The 19247-nt window shown below is 71.7% G+C and carries 15 protein-coding genes; 8 read left to right on the plus strand and 7 right to left on the minus strand.

Annotated features, from left to right (window positions below):
* The first annotated feature begins 141 nt into the window (after positions 1-141).
* Positions 142-936 (plus strand): IPT/TIG domain-containing protein, encoded by a 795-nt coding sequence (locus ACH35V_RS38415; RefSeq protein ID WP_395979804.1) that lies wholly within the window; start codon positions 142-144, stop codon positions 934-936.
* Between the two features lie 19 nt (positions 937-955).
* On the opposite strand, the gene ACH35V_RS38420 is transcribed toward ACH35V_RS38415, so the two are convergent.
* Complete coding sequence (locus ACH35V_RS38420; protein ID WP_395979805.1) at positions 956-2407, minus strand: hypothetical protein; 1452 nt, start codon at positions 2405-2407, stop codon at positions 956-958.
* Between the two features lie 180 nt (positions 2408-2587).
* On the opposite strand from ACH35V_RS38420, the gene ACH35V_RS38425 reads away from it, so the two are divergent.
* Entirely contained in the window at positions 2588-3331 is a 744-nt protein-coding gene (locus ACH35V_RS38425; protein WP_395979806.1) for a hypothetical protein, read from the plus strand.
* Positions 3332-3340: 9 nt separating this feature from the next.
* Here the strand turns inward: ACH35V_RS38425 and ACH35V_RS38430 are convergent, their stop codons facing one another.
* A complete protein-coding gene (locus ACH35V_RS38430) occupies positions 3341-4210 on the minus strand; it encodes an NAD(P)-dependent oxidoreductase (protein ID WP_395979807.1) in 870 nt (289 codons plus the stop codon).
* Positions 4211-4290: 80 nt separating this feature from the next.
* Between ACH35V_RS38430 and ACH35V_RS38435 the strand changes: the two genes are divergently transcribed.
* On the plus strand, positions 4291-7341 hold the full coding sequence (locus ACH35V_RS38435; RefSeq protein WP_395979808.1) for a BTAD domain-containing putative transcriptional regulator: 3051 nt from the start codon (positions 4291-4293) through the stop codon (positions 7339-7341).
* On the opposite strand, the gene ACH35V_RS38440 is transcribed toward ACH35V_RS38435, so the two are convergent.
* Both ACH35V_RS38440 and ACH35V_RS38445 read right to left on the minus strand, forming a co-directional pair.
* Positions 7290-8144: a geranyl diphosphate 2-C-methyltransferase gene (locus ACH35V_RS38440; RefSeq protein WP_395979809.1), complete on the minus strand. Its 855-nt coding sequence runs from the start codon at positions 8142-8144 to the stop codon at positions 7290-7292. The two genes, ACH35V_RS38435 and ACH35V_RS38440, sit on opposite strands and share 52 nt — an antisense overlap.
* Before the next feature lie 26 nt (positions 8145-8170).
* Positions 8171-9343 carry a family 2 encapsulin nanocompartment cargo protein terpene cyclase gene (locus ACH35V_RS38445; RefSeq protein WP_395979810.1) on the minus strand — a complete coding sequence of 391 codons (1173 nt, stop codon included), beginning with the start codon at positions 9341-9343 and terminating at the stop codon, positions 8171-8173.
* Positions 9344-9616: 273 nt separating this feature from the next.
* On the opposite strand from ACH35V_RS38445, the gene selA reads away from it, so the two are divergent.
* Positions 9617-10927: an L-seryl-tRNA(Sec) selenium transferase gene (selA, locus tag ACH35V_RS38450; protein ID WP_395979811.1), complete on the plus strand. Its 1311-nt coding sequence runs from the start codon at positions 9617-9619 to the stop codon at positions 10925-10927.
* 13 nt (positions 10928-10940) lie between these two features.
* Here selA and fdh read toward each other — a convergent pair whose 3' ends face one another.
* Positions 10941-14192: a formate dehydrogenase gene (gene fdh / locus ACH35V_RS38455; RefSeq protein ID WP_395979812.1), complete on the minus strand. Its 3252-nt coding sequence runs from the start codon at positions 14190-14192 to the stop codon at positions 10941-10943.
* Between the two features lie 169 nt (positions 14193-14361).
* On the opposite strand from fdh, the gene ACH35V_RS38460 reads away from it, so the two are divergent.
* Complete coding sequence (locus tag ACH35V_RS38460) at positions 14362-14769, plus strand: hypothetical protein (RefSeq protein WP_395979813.1); 408 nt, start codon at positions 14362-14364, stop codon at positions 14767-14769.
* 15 nt (positions 14770-14784) lie between these two features.
* Here the strand turns inward: ACH35V_RS38460 and ACH35V_RS38465 are convergent, their stop codons facing one another.
* Complete coding sequence (locus ACH35V_RS38465; RefSeq protein WP_395979814.1) at positions 14785-15531, minus strand: SDR family oxidoreductase; 747 nt, start codon at positions 15529-15531, stop codon at positions 14785-14787.
* A 475-nt stretch (positions 15532-16006) separates the two neighbouring features.
* Here ACH35V_RS38465 and ACH35V_RS38470 point away from each other — a divergent pair, with 475 nt between their 5' ends.
* The gene (locus ACH35V_RS38470) at positions 16007-16654 is read left to right on the plus strand and encodes a DUF4360 domain-containing protein (protein WP_395979815.1); all 648 of its coding nucleotides are present in this window, start codon (positions 16007-16009) and stop codon (positions 16652-16654) included.
* Between the two features lie 299 nt (positions 16655-16953).
* Here the strand turns inward: ACH35V_RS38470 and ACH35V_RS38475 are convergent, their stop codons facing one another.
* Positions 16954-17538, minus strand: a complete 585-nt coding sequence (locus tag ACH35V_RS38475) for a TetR/AcrR family transcriptional regulator (protein ID WP_395979816.1) — start codon at positions 17536-17538, stop codon at positions 16954-16956.
* Between the two features lie 63 nt (positions 17539-17601).
* Here ACH35V_RS38475 and ACH35V_RS38480 point away from each other — a divergent pair, with 63 nt between their 5' ends.
* Complete coding sequence (locus ACH35V_RS38480; RefSeq protein WP_395979817.1) at positions 17602-18474, plus strand: ATP-binding cassette domain-containing protein; 873 nt, start codon at positions 17602-17604, stop codon at positions 18472-18474.
* Positions 18471-19232: an ABC transporter permease gene (locus ACH35V_RS38485; protein WP_395979818.1), complete on the plus strand. Its 762-nt coding sequence runs from the start codon at positions 18471-18473 to the stop codon at positions 19230-19232. The genes ACH35V_RS38480 and ACH35V_RS38485 overlap by 4 nt, the downstream gene beginning before the upstream one ends.
* The last annotated feature ends 15 nt before the right edge of the window (positions 19233-19247 follow it).

Below are 19247 nucleotides of genomic sequence, written 5' to 3' on the forward strand. Positions count from 1 at the left end.
ATCGTTAATGAAGACTCCACCAATTTGCAATGGATTGTCGGATTCTTGAAACTCGCTTGATCAAGGCGTAAAGAAACGCCGTCCGGCCGGGCCTCGATATCCGGCAGAACCCGGACGCGCGAGAACGACAGAGGGAGAGCCGTGGCGGAGTCGCCGGTCGGATCCGAGTACGCCCGCACCCGTGACATCGTCGTCGTGTTCGCCGTGCTGATGGCCCTCACGGCGGTGCTGGTGATCGTCCTCGTCCAGGCGTGGCCGCCGGGGCCGCGGACCGGGCCGGACGGGCGCACCGAGATCGTGCCGGTGTCCAAGACCCTGCACCTGGCCGGGTGGTCGCCGACGATGTCCCGCGAGACGAGCCTGTTCGTGATCGTCATGGCCGCGGGCGCGCTCGGCGCGGTCGCGCACGTCCTGCGGTCGTTCTACTGGTACGTCGGGAACCGCGCGCTGCGCCGGAGCTGGCTGATGATGTACCTGCTGCTCCCGTTCGTCGGGGCGCTGTTCGGGCTGGTCGTCTACCTCGTCGTGCGGGGCGGGCTGACCTCGCCGCTGGGCGGGCCGTCCGACGTCAACCCGTACGGGGTCGCCGCCATCGCCGCGCTCGTCGGGCAGTTCTCCCGCGAGACGGCCGAGAAGTTCCGCGCGGTGTTCGCGACCCTGCTGGCGCCCGCGCGGCCGGGCCGCGACCACGCGCCCGCGCCGGCGATCAGCGGGCTGGAGCCGGTCAGCGGGCCGGTCGGCGCCGCGGTCACCCTGCACGGCAGCGGGCTGGCGTCCGCGACGGCGGTCCGGTTCGGCGGGGTGCGGGCGTCGGTCACCGACGCGACGGACACGCTCGTCCGGGCGACCGTCCCCGCGGGCGCGACCTCGGGGCACCCGATCGTGAACACGCCGGACGGCGCCGCCACCAGCCCGGAGCCGTTCACGGTCGAGTGACCCGCCCGCCGGACGACCTCTACTTGGGGTCCTGCCAGTGCTCGTGCCAGACGTCGTACGCCGCGCCCGGGAAGACGCGGGGCAGCTCGGACGTGGGCAGCCGTCCCAGTTCGGCGCCCGTCCTGGACACGCCGAACTGGCGCTCGGTCACGTACGCGGTGCGGTGCAGGGTCCTCGGACCGGCGACGAGGCAGGTGTAGCGGGTGCCGGGGAGGTCCTCGTCCGGGATGGCGGCGCCGACAGCGAGGCTGTTGGACACCGTCACCCACGTGCCGAGGCCCGCGACCTGCCGCTCGGCGCCCTGGTCCTCCCAGCGGTGCTCCAGGATCGGCTTGGAGAAGATCGGGACGAGCAGGTGCGACACGCCGCACGACTCCAGCTCGCGCTCCCAGCCGATCGAGCGTCCGAGGTCCTCGCAAATCAGGACGGCGAGGCGGCCGAGCGAGGAGTCGAGCACGCCGATCCGCGTGCCGGGCCTGGCGTACTCCACGGCCGTGCCGGACGGCGGCGCGTCCGGCAGCCGCCACAGCCGCATCTGCCCGGCGTCCAGCGTGAAGCCGGACAGCTTGTCCTGGACGAGCAGCTCCTGCCCCGTCCAGCGGTCGAGCAGGACGGAGCGGTTCGGCGGCGGGTCCTCGTCGCCGAGCGGGCCGCTGCCGAGCAGCAGGAACCGCAGCGGGCGCCGGTCGCGGTCGCGTCCGGCGGTATCGAACGCGACCTCTTTCCAGAGTTCGAGCAGCGAGTCCGACAGCGACGCCTCCGGCATGACGGCGAGCTGCGCGCCGGACTCGTCGAGCCGCCGGACGATCGCCTTGACACGGCTGCGGATCCCGGACGAGTCCATCGGCCGGAGCCGGTACACGGTCATCCCGTGCCGCTCCTCGAATTCGATGTCCACGTCGTCGAAGGTCTCCAGCACCGGCGCGCACCCGACCGCGACCGGCTCGTCCCGGCTGAAGTGCGGGTCGTTCACGGCGGGCAGGACGCGGTGGTCGATCTTGTCCCACTGCTGCGGCGGGACGCGGTGGACGCCGAAGAACTCCGCCTTGGTGCGCAGGCCGCGGGGCCGTCCGGGGAACGCGCAGCGGGGGAGCAGCGCGCCCGTCGTGCGGGGCCCGTTCAGCTTCCCCTCGGTCAGGTAGTTGACCAGCACGGCGGCCAGCGCTGGAGCGCCGTGGTAGGGCCCGTACGGGCTGGCATGGGCGAGCGCGATGTCGAGCCCGAGCATGATCGTGAACCGGCCGAGGTCGCCGCGCGCGGCGATGAGCTCCGCCGTCTCGGCGGGGTCGAGGACGCCGTCGTCCAGGACGGTCTCGGCGATCTCGTTCGCCCGCCGCCGGACCTGTTCGTCGGCGTACCAGCGCGTGGCCGTCCAGTCCTGGAAGACGCCGTCCGCGATCGAGTCGTAGAGCCGGACGAAGAGATCAGCTGGTTCGGCCGGATGGTCGGCTGCGGCCAACTGATCCGTCATAAGCGCCCCCGGGGGTTGACACGCGTGGTTACGGGTGGTGGATCGATGCTAACTCTCGTGGCCGTCTGTTTCAGTGTCGTCGGCAACAGAGGCCGGTACCCCCATCACTTGACAATCACTTGGCATCCACTCATGCTGGAGGGATCCCGGCGGTGCTCGTCAACCTTTTGGAGAGTGACCATGAGCGCTGTGCCCGCCCCCGCTCCCGCCCGCGACCGCGACCGCCGGACAGAGGTCCGGCGCCTCATCGACTCGATGGAACACGCCAAGGTCATCAGCGACGGCCACTTCAGCGCGCTCGGCATGCTGATCACCGACGCCTCGCTCAGCGCCGACGAGCCCGCCCTGGTGGAATGCCAGGACGGGCTCCAGTGGCTGCACCGCCACTACCTCGACGTCAACGCCCTCGACGGCCCGCAGCGCGAGCAGCGCGGGCGCATCCTCGGGCTGATCGACGTCGTCCACTGGGCGCTCAAGCGGCTCCCGTCCGGCCTCCAGCTCGCGCTGCAGCCCGACGGCCACGCCGCCCGCTTCCTCCTCGCCGTGTACCGCCGCCAGGGCCTGTCCAACAAGGAGCTCGCCGCGGAGCTCCGCACCGACGAGACGGAGATCAGCCGGGTGGGCCGCAGGCTGCTGTCCGCGGGCGTCGTGTGGCGCAGGAAGGAGTGGCGCCACAACGCGTGGGACCTGACGCCCCGCGGCCACCAGTACCTGGAGACCTCCGGCCTCCTCACCGAGGACCTCGCCGAGGACGAGCCGTCCGGCCGCGCCGCCCGCCGCGCCGGGCCCGCCCGCTCCGCCGCCGAGCCCGCGCCGCGCTCGCCGGACGCCGTCCCGCAGCGGCAGGACGTGGGCCTGCCGGACATGGACCACCCGTCCCCGTCACCGTCGCCGGAACCGCCGCCCCGCTCCGCGCACGGCTGACACGCCGGGCTAGGGCGCGGGACGCGCCAGCACCGTGACCAGGCGGGCCAGTCCGTCGTCGCCGTGCCCCTCGGCCACGGCGCGGTCGAGCAGGTCGCGCAGCGCGACCAGGTAGGACGGGTCCACGCCCTGGTCACGGCTGGTGTCCAGCAGCCCGGGGAACGCGACCTGGCTGGTGGACACGCTGGAGACGTCCGTGCCGAACTCGCCCTCGTCCACCGCCCGCGCGTACTCGGGGAACGATCCCATCATCGCGGTCAGCCACGCGGTGACCATCGGCGTGAACGTCGCCGCCCGCACCTTCTCCGACCGGACGAGCGCGACCGCGTGGAAATACCCGGCGAGCATGCCGTACATGGCGTCCAGCAGCGCGAGGTCGAACAGCGGCGCCAGACCTGGGTCACCGCCGAGGAACTGGGGTCTGGCGAGCGCGTCGAGAAGCGCCCGGTTCTCCTCGAACGCGGCCTCGTCGCCGCTGTAGAGGACGAGCGCGCCGGGCCCTCCGATCATCGGCGGGACGGCCATGATCCCGCCGTCGACGTACCGTCCGCCGCTGCCCGTGACGCGCTCGGCCAGCGCCCGCGCCTGCTTCGGCGTCCCGTTGGTGAGCTGGACGATCGTGCGCCCCGCCAGCACATCCGCGGTGAGGACGTCGTCCGCGTTGGCGTACACCGACAGGCAGACGATCACCAGCGGGCTCGCCGCGACCGCCGCGGCGGCCGTCGCTGCCCGCCGGGCGCCCTTGGCAGCCAGCGGCTCCGCCTTGCCGGGCGAACGGTTCCAGACCGTGACGGAATGCCCGTTCTTCAGCAGCGCCTCAGCGAGCGCCGTCCCCATCAGCCCCAGGCCGAGGACGGTCACCGATGTCTGTTCGGTCATCGCAATTCCCCTTTCCATTAGGAGAATGAGCATGGCGCCCGCGGCTTCGGGAACCCTTCGGGCCGCATTACGGTGGCGGTATGCGCTTCGGGGTGCTCGGCCCGCTGGACGTGCGGACGGGGGACGGCACGCCGGTCAAGGTCGCCGACCGCAAGGTCCGCGCCCTCCTCGCGGACCTGCTGGCGCACGCGGGGCAGGCCGTCCCGTCTGATCGCCTGATCGACGATCTGTGGGGCGACGACCTGCCGGCCAACCCGTCCGCGACCCTCCAGGCCCGCGTCTCCCAGCTCCGCCGCACCCTGGACGACGCCGAACCCGGCGCCCGCGCCCTGGTCGAGAAGGCCCCACCCGGCTACCGCCTGAACGCCCGCCCCGGCGACGCCGCACGGTTCGAGGAACTCCTCACCGAAGCACGGGCGTCCGAGGGCCCGGTGACCCGCGCCGCGCTCCTGACGGACGCGCTGTCCCTATGGCGCGGCCCCGCCTACGCCGATTTCGCCGACACGCCATTCACCGCGCCCGAAATCACACGCCTGGACGAATTGCGCCTAGCGGCCGTGGAAGCGCAAGCCGAGGCGCGCCTGGAACTAGGCGACCACGAAGCGCTGGCGGCCGAACTCCGCGCCCTCGTAAACAGACATCCTCTCCGGGAACGGTTCCGCGCGTCCTACATGCGCGCCCTCTACGGCGCGGGCCGTCCTGCCGAAGCGCTCACAACGTACGAGGACCTGCGTCGTCGGCTCAGCGAAGACCTGGGCGCCGACCCCGGACCGGACCTGGCCGACCTGCACCTCTCCATCCTCCGGCGCACGCTTCCCGCGTCCGGGAACCTGCCCGCCGACGTCACCCCGCTGATCGGACGGGACGCCGCGACGGACGAGCTCGCGCACGCCCTGACCACCGCCCGGATGGTGACGCTGACCGGGCCGGGCGGCGTCGGGAAGACACGGCTGGCGGTCGCCGTCGCGCGGCGCGCACGCGAGCGGCACCCCGACGGCGTGTGGCTGGTCGCGCTGGACGAGGGCCTGAAGGCGGGCGCGTCCGCCGACGAGGTGGCGTCGTTCGTGGCCGGCGTCCTCGGGCTGCGCGACGACGCGGGCATTCCGGGAGGCCCGGCGGGCAGGCTCGGCGAAGCGCTGCGCGGGAAGCGGGTGCTGCTCGTCCTGGACAACTGCGAGCACGTCGTCGAACCGGTCGCCCGCCTGGTCGCGGGGCTGCTGCGCGACGCCGCCGAGCCGCGCGTCCTCGCCACGAGCCGCGAGCCGATCGGGATCTCCGGGGAGCGGCTGTGGAACGTCCCGCCGCTGGACGCCCGCGACGCCGCCGAGCTGTTCGCCGAACGGGCGGGCATCGCGCCCGGCCCGGCGTCCGAGGCCGGTCATCGAGCGGCCATCGCCGACACCTGCGCCAGGCTGGACGGCATTCCGCTCGCGCTCGAACTGGCCGCCACCCGCGTCCGCGCGCTCGGCGTCGAGGAGCTGGCGGCGCGATTGGACGACCGGTTCCGGCTGCTGTCGTCCGGCGCGCGGGACGCCCCGGCCAGGCAGCGGACGCTCCGCGCCCTCATCGACTGGAGCTGGGAGCCGCTGGGCGAACCCGAGCGGACAGTGCTGCGACGGCTCGCCGCGCATTCAGGCGGCTGCACCCTAGAAGCGGCCGAAGAAGTCTGCGGCGCGGACGTCGGTGTGCTGGCAAGCCTCGTCGACCGATCGTTGGTCGTCGTCGGCGACGGCCCTCGCTACCGCCTCCTGGAGTCGATCGCCGCGTACGGCGTCGAACGCCTCCGCGAAGCGGGGGAGTACAAGGCGGTCCGCCGGGCTCATGCCGAGTACTACACGGCGCTCGCCGAACGCGCCGACCTGCGCGGTCCCGGCCAGCGGGAGGCATTGCGCGCGCTGCGGACCGAATCCGGGAACCTGCGGCGTGCGCTCGACGCCGCCGTCGAGGACGGAGCGCCCGACCTTGCGTTGCGGCTGGTCAACGCGATGGGCTGGGCCTGGTTCCTGTGGGGGCGTCCCGGCGAGGCGCGCCGCGCGTTCGGACGGGCCCTCGCCATCCCCGGCGGCGACCCCGCGCGAACGGCCGTGGCCGGCACCTGGCACACCGGTTTCGCGATGCTCGAAGGCGACGGCCGCGACCGCGACGAGCGCTGCCGCGACGCCCTGGCCGCCTACGACGAGAAGGACCCGTGGGCCGCATGGTTCCTCGGCTTCGTCCGCGCCGGGTTCGGCGACCTCGACGCGATCGAGGAGCTCACCGCCCGCGCCCTGGAGGGTTTCCGCGCCGCGGGCGATGCGTGGGGTGAGGCGGCGACGCTCGCCACCCGCGCCGCTCAGGCGCTCTCAGCAGGGGACCTGCCGAGGGCGGGACGCGACGGCGACCGGGCCATGAAGCTGTTCCGGACGGCCGGCGACCGCTGGGGACGCCTCCAGGCCACCGAAACCCTGGGCGTCCTCGCGGAGGTGACCGGCGACTACGCCCGCGCCGCCGAGCTCCACGAGAGCGGCCTGCGCGACGCCGAAGAGCTCGGGCTCTGGACGGAGGCGTCCGGCGTCCTGTCCCGCCTCGGCCGCATCGCGCTGCTAACCGGCGACCTCGACCGCGCCGACGAGCTGCACGAGCGCGGCAGGCGCCTGGCCGTCCGCGAGTCGCATCGCCGGATGGAGAACTTCGCCGAGCTCGGGCTGGCGCTGGCGGCGCGCCGCCGCGGCCGGCTGGACGAGGCGGAGACGATCCTGCGCCGCTGGCTGGACTGGTGCCGCGACATCGACGGCGCGCCCGGCATCGCGTTCCTGCTCGCCGAGCTCGGCTTCGTCGCCGAACTGCGCGGAGACGCGGACCAGGCCCTCGGCTTGCATGCCGAGGGCCTGGCCGCCGCCCGCGCAACCGGGAATCCGCGGGCGATCGCGTTGGCTCTGGAAGGGACGGCGGGAGCGCTGTCCCTGGCGGGCCGCCATCACGAGGCGGCGGCTTCGCTGGACGCCGCGTCCGCGGCCCGGGACGCCGCCGGTGCGCCGCTCCCCGCGGCGGAACGCGGCGACGTCGACCGGATCGAGGCCCGCCTCAGACGCGGCCCGCCTCAGACGCGGTCGGCGGCGATGAGCAGGTACTGGAAGCTGCCTCCCTTGTAGGCGTCCAGGAACGCCGCCTCGATGCCGGTGGCCAGCGTGGACTTCGCGCGCAGCTCCCAGTACGGGATCGTCGCGGAGGTGAGGTCGACCACGCTCACCGGGACGAGCCGGTTCGCCGCCATCTCCTTGAAGTAGGTGCTGCGCGGGTGGATGTCGCAGATGTAGTGGGCGTTGATCTCGCTGACGGCCCGCGACGGCAGCCCGTAGGCGTCGTTGTAGCAGCCGGTGATGCACACGTACCGGCCGCCGCGCCGCAGCAGCCGGGCGTGCGCGGCGAACAGCAGGCCCAGCTCGACGTACATCGTGCTCTCGTTGTTCCAGATGGCCTGGTAAGCGCCAGGCTCGAAGCCGGTGTCGAGCATGTTCTTGAAGTGGAAGCGCACCTTGCCGTTGACGCCCCGCCGCTCGGCCTGCGCGTTGGCGAACGCGACCTGGGACTCGGAGATCGACACCCCGTCCACCCGGCAGCCGAACCGCTGGTGCGCGATCAGGCTGGACCCGCCGCGCCCCGACCCCGCGTCCAGCAGCCGGTCGGACGGCTGGACGGCGCCGAGATGGCTCATCAGCAGGTCGGCCTGCGCGGTCTCCAGCCGGTGCAGCTCGGCGATCGTCCGCTCCTCGCGGGTCTCGGACGGGCCGTCGAGGACGGTCCAGTCCACGGCGCCGATGCCGTAGTGGTGGTGGTAGATCCCGTCCACTTCGCCCAGGCGGAGGTTGACCGGGTTCTTCTCGGCGTTCCAGTAGTCGGCGACCGAGTGCTGGTAAAGGCTGTTGAGAACCGCGGCGCCCTGGGTGGAGCCCATATCCGATGATCCTTTCTCGACGGTCGTCACTTGTAGCGGCCGGTGGATCCGTGCCATTCGAAGCCCCCGGCCATCCAGCCCTGCACACCGAGCAGGAACCGCTGGAGCTCGGGGGACGGGACCGCGGCCAGCTCCTTCTGGCTCGCCTCGAACCCCCGGACGAAGTGGTTGTGCATCTCGACGGCGGTCTCGACCGCCTCGCGCAGCGGGCAGCCCTCCTCCTCCGCGATCAGCAGGACGACGTTGCAGTCGGGCAGGTCGTCGGCCGCCTCCCGCTCCGCCGAGTGCAGGTCGTTGACGATCACGGACGCGGTGCCGGCCTGCATCACCGCGCGGTGGACGCGCGGCTCGTAGAAGAGGTTCGCGTCCAGCTGGTAGCCGCCGACGATGTCGATCAGCGTCATCGACGTGTAGAAGCTGTCGTGCTGCCGCGCCGCGAGGTACCGCCACACCGGCGGCAGCTCGCCCAGGTGCCGCCAGGCGGCGTAGGCGGTCCAGCTCACGTACATCTGGAACGTGATGCCGCAGATCCGCCCGACCTGGGACGGCCCGGCGAGCCGCCGCAGGTGCTGGGCGGCCGAGCGGAACGCGACCAGCACGGGATCGGCGCGCAGCGCCTCTTCGAGCTGCTCGGTGTACCTCCCCGCGGAGGGCGGCGGGTCCATCGCGGACATCACCAGCGCGAGCCGCGGCGGCAGCTTCGTCGGGGTGGCGCCGAGGTCGCTCTCGTCGGCGTAGTAGTCGTCGGAGGCCCACCACGCGGCGTTCATCTTTGCCGCGAACAGCAGCGGGTCGACGTCGTCGGTCTCGGGATGGGCGAGGACGGCGAGGCGCCCGAACCCGGTGTCGCGGAACTTGTCGAGCTGGTCGGCGTAGATCCCGACCTCCTCCGCCCACGCGACCAGGCGGTCGTTGACCTCGCAGGCGAGGTCGTCGTCGACGCGCGCCGTCAGCGGGCAGTAGAGCGGGGGGAACGAGCCGTCGCCCCATTCCCGCTCCGCGTACCCCGGCGAGAAATGGCCGCCTTTGCGCGTGGGACTCGGAAGGTGGGACGCGGGCGGCACCACCGCGTCCTGCGCGGGCGGGACGGCCGCCTCGGGCTCGGCGGCCAGCGCGTCCATGACGCGCGCCGCCGACGTGCCCAGACCGCTGGGGCCGGACAGGAGCCGGTTCACCCTCTCCGCCAGCAGTTCGTCCATCGTCGGTCTCCTCGCTGATCAAGGTGTGACGCGGTGTCTCTCCGGAGAGCCGTGCGGCTCCGGGGAACAGTTACTCACAGCTTTGCCTCAGCTACAACCGGCTATGACCTTGCCTCATGGTGACAGGATGTAACCGCCTTCGGCGTGGCGGGATCGGCCTCAGACGGGCACGGCGAGGAGCACGACAGCGGTCCCGGCGCACACGGGCCCAACCGTTCTTCATGCGCCTTCGTGGGATGCTTGCCGGACAGCGCGGAACCCGGAGGTCGCGTCATGGATCGTGAAGCGCCGCCCGCCGACGGGCGGCGGCGGATCGCCCGCACCGACGTGCTGCTCGCAGATCCGCGGCTCGCCGAGGCGGCGGGACGGATCGGCCGCGGCGTCGTGAAGGCGGCCGTCGTCGCGGCGCAGCGCCGGGCGAGGGCGGGGGAGATCCCGCCGGACGCGGTCGCCGACGCGGCGGTGGAGTCGCTGCCGCCGACCGCGTCCGGGCTGCGTCCCGTGATCAACGCGACCGGCGTCCTGCTGCACACCAACCTCGGGCGGGCGCCGCTGTCGGACGCCGCGCGGGACGCCGTGGCGGTGGCGTCCGGCGCCACCGACGTCGAGCTCGACCTGGAGACCGGCCACCGGGCGCGGCGCGGACGGTCGGCGCTGGCCGCCCTGCTGGAGCGGGTGCCGCGCGCGGAGGCGGCGCACGTCGTCAACAACGGCGCGGCGGCGCTCGTGCTGGCCGCGACCACGCTCGCCGCCGGACGCGAGATCGTGATCAGCCGCGGCGAGATGGTGGAGATCGGGGACGGCTTCCGCATCCCCGAACTGCTCGCCGCGACCGGCGCGCGGCTGCGCGAGGTCGGCACGACCAACCGCACCTCGCCGGACGACTACGCGGCGGCCGTCGGCGCCGAGACGGGCTTCATCCTCAAGGTCCATCCGTCCAACTTCCGCATGACCGGCTTCACGCGCGGCGCGGACGTCGCCGAGCTGGCCCCCCTCGGCGTCCCGGTCGTCGCCGACATCGGCTCCGGCCTCCTCGCCCCCGAACCGCTCCTGCCGGACGAGCCCGACGCCGCGTCCATGCTCAAGGCGGGCGCGCATCTCGTCACGGCCAGCGGCGACAAGCTGCTCGGCGGGCCGCAGTGCGGGATCGTCCTCGGCGAGGAGGACCTCGTCCGGCGGCTCGCGCGGCATCCGCTGGCCCGCGCGCTGCGGGTCGGCAAGATGACGCTCGCCGCGCTGGAGGCCACCGTCCGCGGCCCGCGCACCCCGACCGAGCAGGCCCTCCACGCGGATCTCGAAGCGCTGCGCGAGCGCGCCGAACGCCTGGCCGCCCGGCTCCGGGACGCCGGGCTGGACGCGCGGGCCGTCGAGAGCGAGGCGGCGGTCGGCGGGGGCGGCGCGCCCGGCGTCGTCCTGCCGAGCGCGGCCGTTTCGCTGCCCGAGCCGTACGCGCCCCGGCTGCGGCGGGGGACGCCCGCCGTGATGGGACGCGTCGAGGACGGCCGCTGCCTCCTCGACCTCCGCTCCGTCCCGCCGCACCAGGACGGCGATCTGGCCGAGACCGTCCTCCGGATCGCTCGTTGAGCCGGAGCTCTCGCTAGACCTCGGTGCCGGTCTGGTCGGTGATCCCGGCCCGTTCGCGGTACTCGCGGACGAGCGCCGCGGCGGCGGGCCCGCGCGGGCGCCGCCCCGGCCGGATGTCGCACGCCAGGGCCTTCGCCTCCTGGATGTGGGTGTTCGGGTCCAGGGAGAGGTGCAGCAGCTCGTTTGCCGCGTCCCCCCGGCTGTAGCCGTTGGGGCCCCAGTGGTAGGGGAGGCCGACCTGGTGCAGCGTCTGGCCGTCCACGGTGAGGGTCGGCATCCGCTCGGTCACCATGACCCGCGCCTCGACGACGGCGCGCGGGCTGACGATCGTCGCCCAGCCGCCGTGCTCCAGGCTCCGCTCCGCCGCCAGCTCCGGCGACACCTCGCAGAAGAACTCGGGCTGCAGCTCGGCCAGGTACGGCTGCCAGCGCGACATGCCGCCCGCCGTGTGGTGCTCGGTCAGCCGGTAGGTCGTCGCGACGAACGGGTACACGTCCGCGCCCGGCTCCCCGTCGACCGGCGCGTACCGGTTGTCGGGATGCGGCGCCGGCAGATGCCGGACGGGATTGCGCTGCTGCCCGTACAGCGGGTTCGAGAACGGCGACTCCTGCGGCTCGTAGTGCGTCGGCAGCGGGCCGTCGGTCAGCCCGGCCGGGACGTAGAGCCACGCTTTCCCGTCCGCCTGCATGATGAACGGATCGTTGCCGGCGAGCGCGTCCGGGCCGGTCGCGTCCGGGGGCGGCCGGTAGTCGGGCGGCCGGTCGCGGATGAAGTCCGGGACGTCGTGGCCCGTCCATTCGCCCCGGTCGGCGTCCCACCAGACGAGCGCCTTGCGTTCGCTCCACGGGTTGCCGTCCGGGTCGGCGGACGCGCGGTTGTAGATGATGCGGCGGTTCGCGGGCCATGCCCAGCCCCATTCGGGCGCGACCCAGTGCTGCTCATGGCCGGGCTTGCGGCGGGCGGGCTGGTTGACGCCGTCCGCGTGGCAGCCGCAGTAGATCCAGCAGCCGCATCTGGTGGACCCGTCGTCCTTGAGCTGCGTGTACGACGACAGCGGATTTCCGTCGCCGTCGAACCCGTTGATCTCCGCCAGCACCGCTTCGGCGTCGGGCTCGTCCAGGGGGCCCTCGGTCGGGTAGTCCCACGTCAGGTCGAGCACCGGACGGTCCATCTCGTCGGACGACCCGGCCAGTTTCTCCCTGATGATCCGGCCGAGGTGGTACATGAACCACAGATCGCTGCGCGCGTCCCCGGCGGGCTCCACGGCCTTGTGGTGCCACTGCAGCATCCGCTGCGTGTTGGTGAAGCTGCCGTCCTTCTCGGTGTGCGCGGCGGCGGGCAGGAAGAACACCTCGGTGCCGATGTCCTCGGTGCGCATCTCGCCCGTCTCGATCTCCGGGCCGTCCTTCCACCACGTCGCCGACTCGATCAGCGAGAAGTCGCGGACGACGAGCCAATCCAGGTTCGCCATTCCCAGCCGCTGGATCTTGGCGTTCGCCGACCCGACCGCCGGGTTCTCGCCCATCAGGAAATAGCCCTTGCACACTCCATTGATCTGCGCCAGCGCCGTCTCGTAGGTGCTGTGCGAGCCGGTCAGCCGCGGCAGGTAGTCGAAGCAGTAGTCGTTGTCCTCCGTCGCCGCGTCGCCCCAGTACGACTTCAGCAGGCTGACGAGATAGGCGCGCATGTTGCCCCAGAAACCCTTGCGCGCCGACTCGGCCTGGACGAACGCGTCCAGGTTCTCGTTGGTGTGCGCGTGCGGCATCGGGATATAGCCGGGCAGCAGGTTGAACAGCGTCGGGATGTCCGTCGAACCCTGAATGGACGCGTGGCCGCGCAGCGCCAGAATGCCGCCGCCCGGACGTCCGATGTTGCCGAGAAGCGACTGCAGGATCGCGGCCGTCCGGATGTACTGGACGCCGACCGTGTGCTGTGTCCAGCCGACGGCGTAGGCGAACGCGGTCGTCCGGTCCCTGCCGGAATTCTCCGTGACCATTTCGCAGACCCTCAGGAACTGGTCCTGCGGGACGCCGCAGATCCGCTCCACCATTTCCGGCGTGTACCGCGCGTAATGCCGCTTGAGCACCTGGAACACGCAGTTCGGATGCTCCAGCGACGGGTCGTGCTCCGGGTCGCCCTCGCCGATCGCCGCGCCGCCGGACCCGTGCGCCTCCCCGCGTCCCGCCTCCTCCACGGACCCGACGCGCTCGTCCCACTGCATGTCCCGCTCCCCGGCCGCGGACTGGACGTTCATGCCCGCGTACTGCCAGGTCGTGTGGTCGTAGCCGCGCTGGACCGGATTCAGGCCGGAGAAGACCCCGTCCAGATCTTCGGTGTCGCGGAACTCGTCCGACACGATCACCGAGGCATTCGTGTACGACAGCACGTACTCACGGAAGTACTTCTCGTTCTGCAGGACGTAATTGACGATCCCGCCGAGGAACGCGATATCGCTACCGGCCCGCAGCGGCACATGCGCGTCCGCGAGCGCGCTCGTCCGCGTGAACCGCGGATCGACATGAATCAGCTTCGCCCCGCGCGCCTTCGCCTCCATCACCCACTGGAACCCGACCGGATGGCATTCCGCCATGTTCGAGCCCTGAATGACGATGCAGTCCGCGTTCTGCAGATCCTGCTGGAAGGTGGTCGCGCCGCCGCGTCCGAACGAGGTTCCCAGACCGGGAACGGTCGAGGAGTGTCAAACGCGCGCCTGATTCTCGATCTGCACCGCGCCGAGCGCGGTGAACAGCTTCTTGATCAGGTAGTTCTCCTCGTTGTCGAGGGTGGCGCCGCCGAGGCTCGCGACGCCGAGCGTCCGGCGGACGGGGACGCCCTCGTCCTCCCACTGCCAGCCGCTCCGCCGCGCCTCGATCACCCGGTCCGCGATCATCTCCATCGCGTCGCCGAGGTCGAGCCGCTCCCACCCGGCGCCGTGCGGCCGCCGGTACAGCACCTCGTACTCGCGGGCCGACCCGGTGGTCAGCTGGAGGCTGGCCGAGCCCTTAGGGCACAGCCGCCCCCGGCTGACCGGCGAGTCCGGGTCTCCCTCGATCTGGGTGACCTTGCCGTCCTGGACGTACACGTCCTGCCCGCAGCCGACCGCGCAGTACGGGCAGACGGACTTCACGACCCGGTCGGCCGCACTCACCCGCGCCTCGATCCGCCCGGTCCCCGCGCTCTTCGCCGCGGCCCCCCGTCCGAGCGGGTCGTCGCCGGTGAGCTGGCGGTAGACGGGCCACGACCCGATCCAAGTGCGAACGCCCACGTCACACCACCCCTCACCATCGGCGCGCGGGTGCACTTACCCGACGTCCGTCCCACAAAACACCCCGGAACGTCCGGCACCGGCGGGCGACGGCGAACCAGACGAGGTGAGCGTGCGTACGAGCGAGTGGGGTGGTCCGGGCGGACCCCAGAGACCGGTGGGACTGTGCATGGACAGGGACCGCAGGGCGGATGACGCGGCCGACCATTGGATGCGGCTCCTCGAGGCGCTCGAATGCGACTGCGCCGGGTGCGACGGCACCGGCTGGACGCTCAACGCGCAATGGCGCGAATGGCAGCAGCGCGCCACGGAACTGGTCGCCGTCGCCCACGCCGCGCGCCGCGCCCACGAGTTACGCCCCGCCCAGGTCCCCGGCCCCGTCCCGGACGGTCTCGCGGGCGAGCCCGCCATCTTCGCCGTGGTGGAGCGTGCCATCGCCGACCACATGAGGTCCCGTCCTGCGGAACCCGAGGAGACCGTCTGCGGCGCGTGCGGGGGCACCGGCAGGCAGCTCACCCCCGCCGGCCACTTCGTCACCGACCTCCTGGCCCGCCACGGCTTCGTCCGCAACCGATGACCCTCGCTCGGTCCTTCACTTCGAGGATCGCACCCAGTCGGCGAACCGGACGCCGCCGATGACGGCGCCATCGGCCGGAACCAGGCTCGTCTCCTTCAGCCGCGCGCCGAAATACCGGGCCTCCGGGTCGGCGACCACCGTGCGGTCGTCGTCCCGGGCCTGGAGGAACCGGCGGACCAGCTCCTCGAAACTGAAGCGCTCCGGCCCCGCCACCTCGGTGATGCCCTGGGTGGGCGTGCCGAGGGCGGCCCGCGTCACCGCGTCGGCGACGTCGTCGGCCGCGATCGGCTGGATCAGCGCGTCCGGCACGCGAACGGTGGCCCCGTCGGTGGCCGAGTCGGCGACGGCGCCGGTGAACTCGAAGAACTGGGTCGCGTGGACGATCGAGTAAGGCACCGGCGAACCGGCGATGAGCTCCTCCTGCGCCACCTTCGCCCGGAAATATCCGCTGTCGGGCAGCCGCGACGTCCCCACGACCGACAGCGCGACATGGTGCCCCACGCCCGCCCCGGCCTCCGCCGCCAGCACATTGCGGCTGGACGTGGTGAAGAACTCCATCACGGCCGCGTCCTCGAACGACGGCGAGTTCGACACGTCGACGACCACCGACGCGCCCTTGAGCACGTCCGTCAGCCCCTCACCGGTGACGGTGTTCACGCCGGTCTTGGGTGTGGCGACGACCGCCTCATGCCCCTGGTCGCCCAGCCTGCCGACGACCTTGCCCCCGATGAGCCCGCTGCCGCCGATGACCACGATCTTCATGACCCGCACCTCCACAGGACGACCCCGAACCTCCGACACCTGACGTGCCCCAGCAAATCCCCCCAAACCCCCAAACCTCCAAAACTGTCCAAGCCATCCGCATGTGGTGATCCTGCTCACGGGACCGATCCATGGACAGAACGAATGCGACCGTTTCCGGCCATTCCCAGATTCACGTCGTGCCTGCTCACGGCCCCGCCCAACGCGCGGAACGCGGGTTGGAACGGTTCTTTGTCAAATAACCGCTATTGACGATCGAAGATCGATGATCAAGGTCGCCAAACTCCGGTCACTTGTCAATTGAAGTGATCGAAAAGTTGAAAACCATTGATTGACAGTACTTAACTGTTGAGGTTAGCCTTTGCTTAGATCCGGATCTATTGCCATTGATGGCGTCTGTCCAATCCAGCCATCGGGCGCCGCCTCTTCGACTGCCGAAGGATCGGCTGCGCCAACTTCCGAGCAGAGGAAACGCATGCGTAAAGGGATCGCCATTTCTGCTGCCGCCGCGGCGCTCACCATGACCGCGGTGTCCGTCACCCCCGCCGCCGCGGCCGAGGAATTTCTCGGCCGCGGCCCCGACGGCGTCACCATCGAGGTCGCGACCATCAACGGCTCCGGATGCCCGATCGGTACCGCCGCGATCGCCCTGAATGAGACCAACGACGCGTTCACCGTCACCTACAGCGAGTACATCGCTCAGGCGGGCGGCTCGTCCAAGCCCACCGACGGCCGTAAGAACTGCCAGATCAACATGAGGGTGCACGTCCCGCAGGGCTTCACCTACGCCGTCTCCTCGACGGACTACCGCGGCTACGCCTCATTGCAGACCGGCGCGAACGCGTCCCAACTCGCCAGCTACTACTTCCAAGGCGATTCGCGCACCAGGGAGTTCACGCACGATCTGGCCGGCCCTTACAAGAAGAACTGGCAGACGACCGACGTCGTGGACGTGTCCCAGCTCGTATGGTCACCGTGCGGCGAGCAGCGGAACTTCAACGTCAACACCGAACTGCGAGCCGAGGTGGGAACGGACGCCTCGAAGGTCAGCTTCATCGCCATGGACTCCACCGACGGCAGCATCAAGACGACCTACCACTACTCCTGGAAGCGCTGCCAGTAATCCCCCTGAGAACCACGATCCCAACACCGCCCGACATGGAAGAAGCACCCGGACGCTGACCCGTCCCGACCGGGCCCTGCTCTTAATGGGAAGGGCACGGCCCGGTCCCGCTCGAAACGGCAGAGCGGGCACTCGACAGTCGACATCGGGTCGGCAGGGTGGAACGACCGAGAAGACGGTCGTCGTCGACACCGTCGACGCCCGGGCATGGACGGCACTCGCGCCGGTGGGGGAGCCGCAGCGCGGCCCGCGTCGCCGACGTCCTCCACCGCGAGGGGCAGGTCAACGCGAGGGGCAGGTCAAGGGGAAGGGGGCTTGGCGGCGAGGCCGTCGAGGAGGACGTCGAGGGCGTGGGCGGCCTGGTCGGCGGCCTGGGGGCGGTCGGGGGCCGAGATGACGACCTCGCCCGCCCTGCGGACGGCGCCGTAGAGGGCGGCCGCCATCACCTCCGGCTGGAAGGCGCGGACCTCGCCGGTCGCGGTGGCCTCCTTGAGCTGGGCGTGGAGCAGCGCGTAGGAGCTGCCGCGGTCGGCCTCGCCGGGGAAGATCTCGGGGGCGTCGATCAGGATGATCCGAGCGAAGTCGTCCTCGAGGCACAGCTCGAGGAACAGCCGGATGCCGGCCCGGATCCGCGCGAGGGGCGAGTCGAGCTCGAACAGGGCGTCGCGGCGGTCGTGGAACGCCTCGTCCACCATCTCGAAGACGGCGGCGAAGATCTCGCGCTTGCCGCCGGGGAAGTAGTGGTAGAGGGCGCCGCGCGCCATGCCGGCCCGGTCGAGGATCGCCGACACCGTGGTGGCCTCGTAGCCCTGCTCGGTGAAGCACCGCCGGGCCGCCTCCAGGAGGCCCGCCCGCGATGCCTCCGCCTGTTCCTTGCGCCGCACAGCGCCAGGATAGACCCACCCAGTTCGTTGACCGACTGTCGGTCAGTGTTCTAGCCTGCTCCCATGCTGTCCGTCGAGGACCTCTGGTTCGGCTACCCGGGCGGGGCGCCCGTCCTGCGCGGAGCTTCGCTGCGGCTGGAGCCCGGGCTGGCGGTGGGGTTGCTCGGCGCCAACGGCAGCGGCAAGTCCACGCTGCTCGGCGCAGTCACCGACTCGATCGAAGGGAAGCGGGAGGGCCTGATCAAGGCCGATCTGGATGCGGCGGGGCCCATCGGCTACGCCACCCAGGACGTCGCCCTCTACCAGCACCTGACCGTCGCCGAGAACCTGACGCACGCGGCCCGGCTCGCGACGCGCCGATGGCGGATCGCGGATCTCGTGGAGCGGGCGGTCGACGACTTCGACCTCGGCGCGCTCCGGGAGCGGCCCGCCCGGTTCCTGTCGGGCGGGCAGCGGCGGCTCGCCCACCTGGCGTGCGCGTTCGTCCACCGTCCCGCGGTCCGGCTGCTGGACGAGCCCACGACCGCCCTCGACTTCGAGACCCGGCAGAAACTCATCGGCCTGGTCGGCGAATGGCGTGCGCAGGACGTCGCGATCCTGGTGACCGCGCACTACCCGGAGGACGTCGAGGAGCTGTGCTCGTCCATCACCGTCCTCAGCGACGGGCGGACGTACGACCTCGGCCCGCTCGGCGGCTACCTGGCCCGGCAGCGGCGCCTCGGCTACGTCGAGCACGTGACCGACGACGGCGCCGTCAAGCTGACCGAGCTGCACAGCCCGCTCGGCTCCATCGACGACCTCCAGCGCGCCGCCGCGGAGGCCGGGATCGGCGGCGCCGACGCGCTGCACTCCGTCCAGGTCAAGGCGCCCTCGCTGCGCGACCTGCTGCGGCGCGACCCGTCGCTGCGCGCCGCCGTCGGGGAGGAGCCCCGGTGATCGCCGTCATCGGCAGCTTCGCGCAGATCGAGTACCGCGCCCTCGTCCGGGCCAAGTTCCCCTTCGTGTGGTTCGTGCTGCTGCCGGCCGTGTCCAGCGCCATCCTCGGACCGGCGGTCGCCGGGCTCAGCCAGGCCGGTGCGACCGGACGCGTCACCGTCGGGTTCGGCGTCATGTTCTCCTACATGACGGTCAACTACGTCGGACGGGCGCTCTACCGCGAGTTCGACTCCCACACGTGGCGGCGCACCGCCACGGCCGCGCCGCGGAAGGTCGCGTACCTGCTCGGGAAGTGCCTCCCGGTGCTCACCATCGGGATCGGCCAGCTCACCGTGTTCGCGGCCTTCGCCGTCACCGTGCTCGACCTGCCGCTTCGGGCGGGCGCCTGGACCGGGACGGCCCAGCTCGTCATCGTCCTGGTGCCGTTCACGATCACGGGCGTCGCGACCGGCGCTCTCCTCTACACGATGATCAGGCGGGCCGAGCTGTTCTTCTCGCTGACGTACCTGATCCTCATGGTCCTCGGGGCGCTGGGCGGCGCGATCGTCGCCTCGCCGCAGCTCCCGGAATGGTCGCAGACCGCCGGCTACGCGACCCCGCACTACTGGGCGATGCGGGCCGTCGACGAGGCGACCCTCGGAGCGGGACGGTGGAGCGTCGTGCTGGAGAGCTCGGCGCTGCTCGTCCTGTTCGGGACGGTGTTCACCGCCATCGCCGTCGCCCGGCTCGACCCGCGCAAGGAACGCTACTCCATCTAGTCACTCCATCTAGAC

Source organism: Actinomadura sp. 1N219 (genome assembly GCF_044326405.1).
Classification (GTDB): Bacteria; Actinomycetota; Actinomycetes; order Streptosporangiales; family Streptosporangiaceae; genus Spirillospora.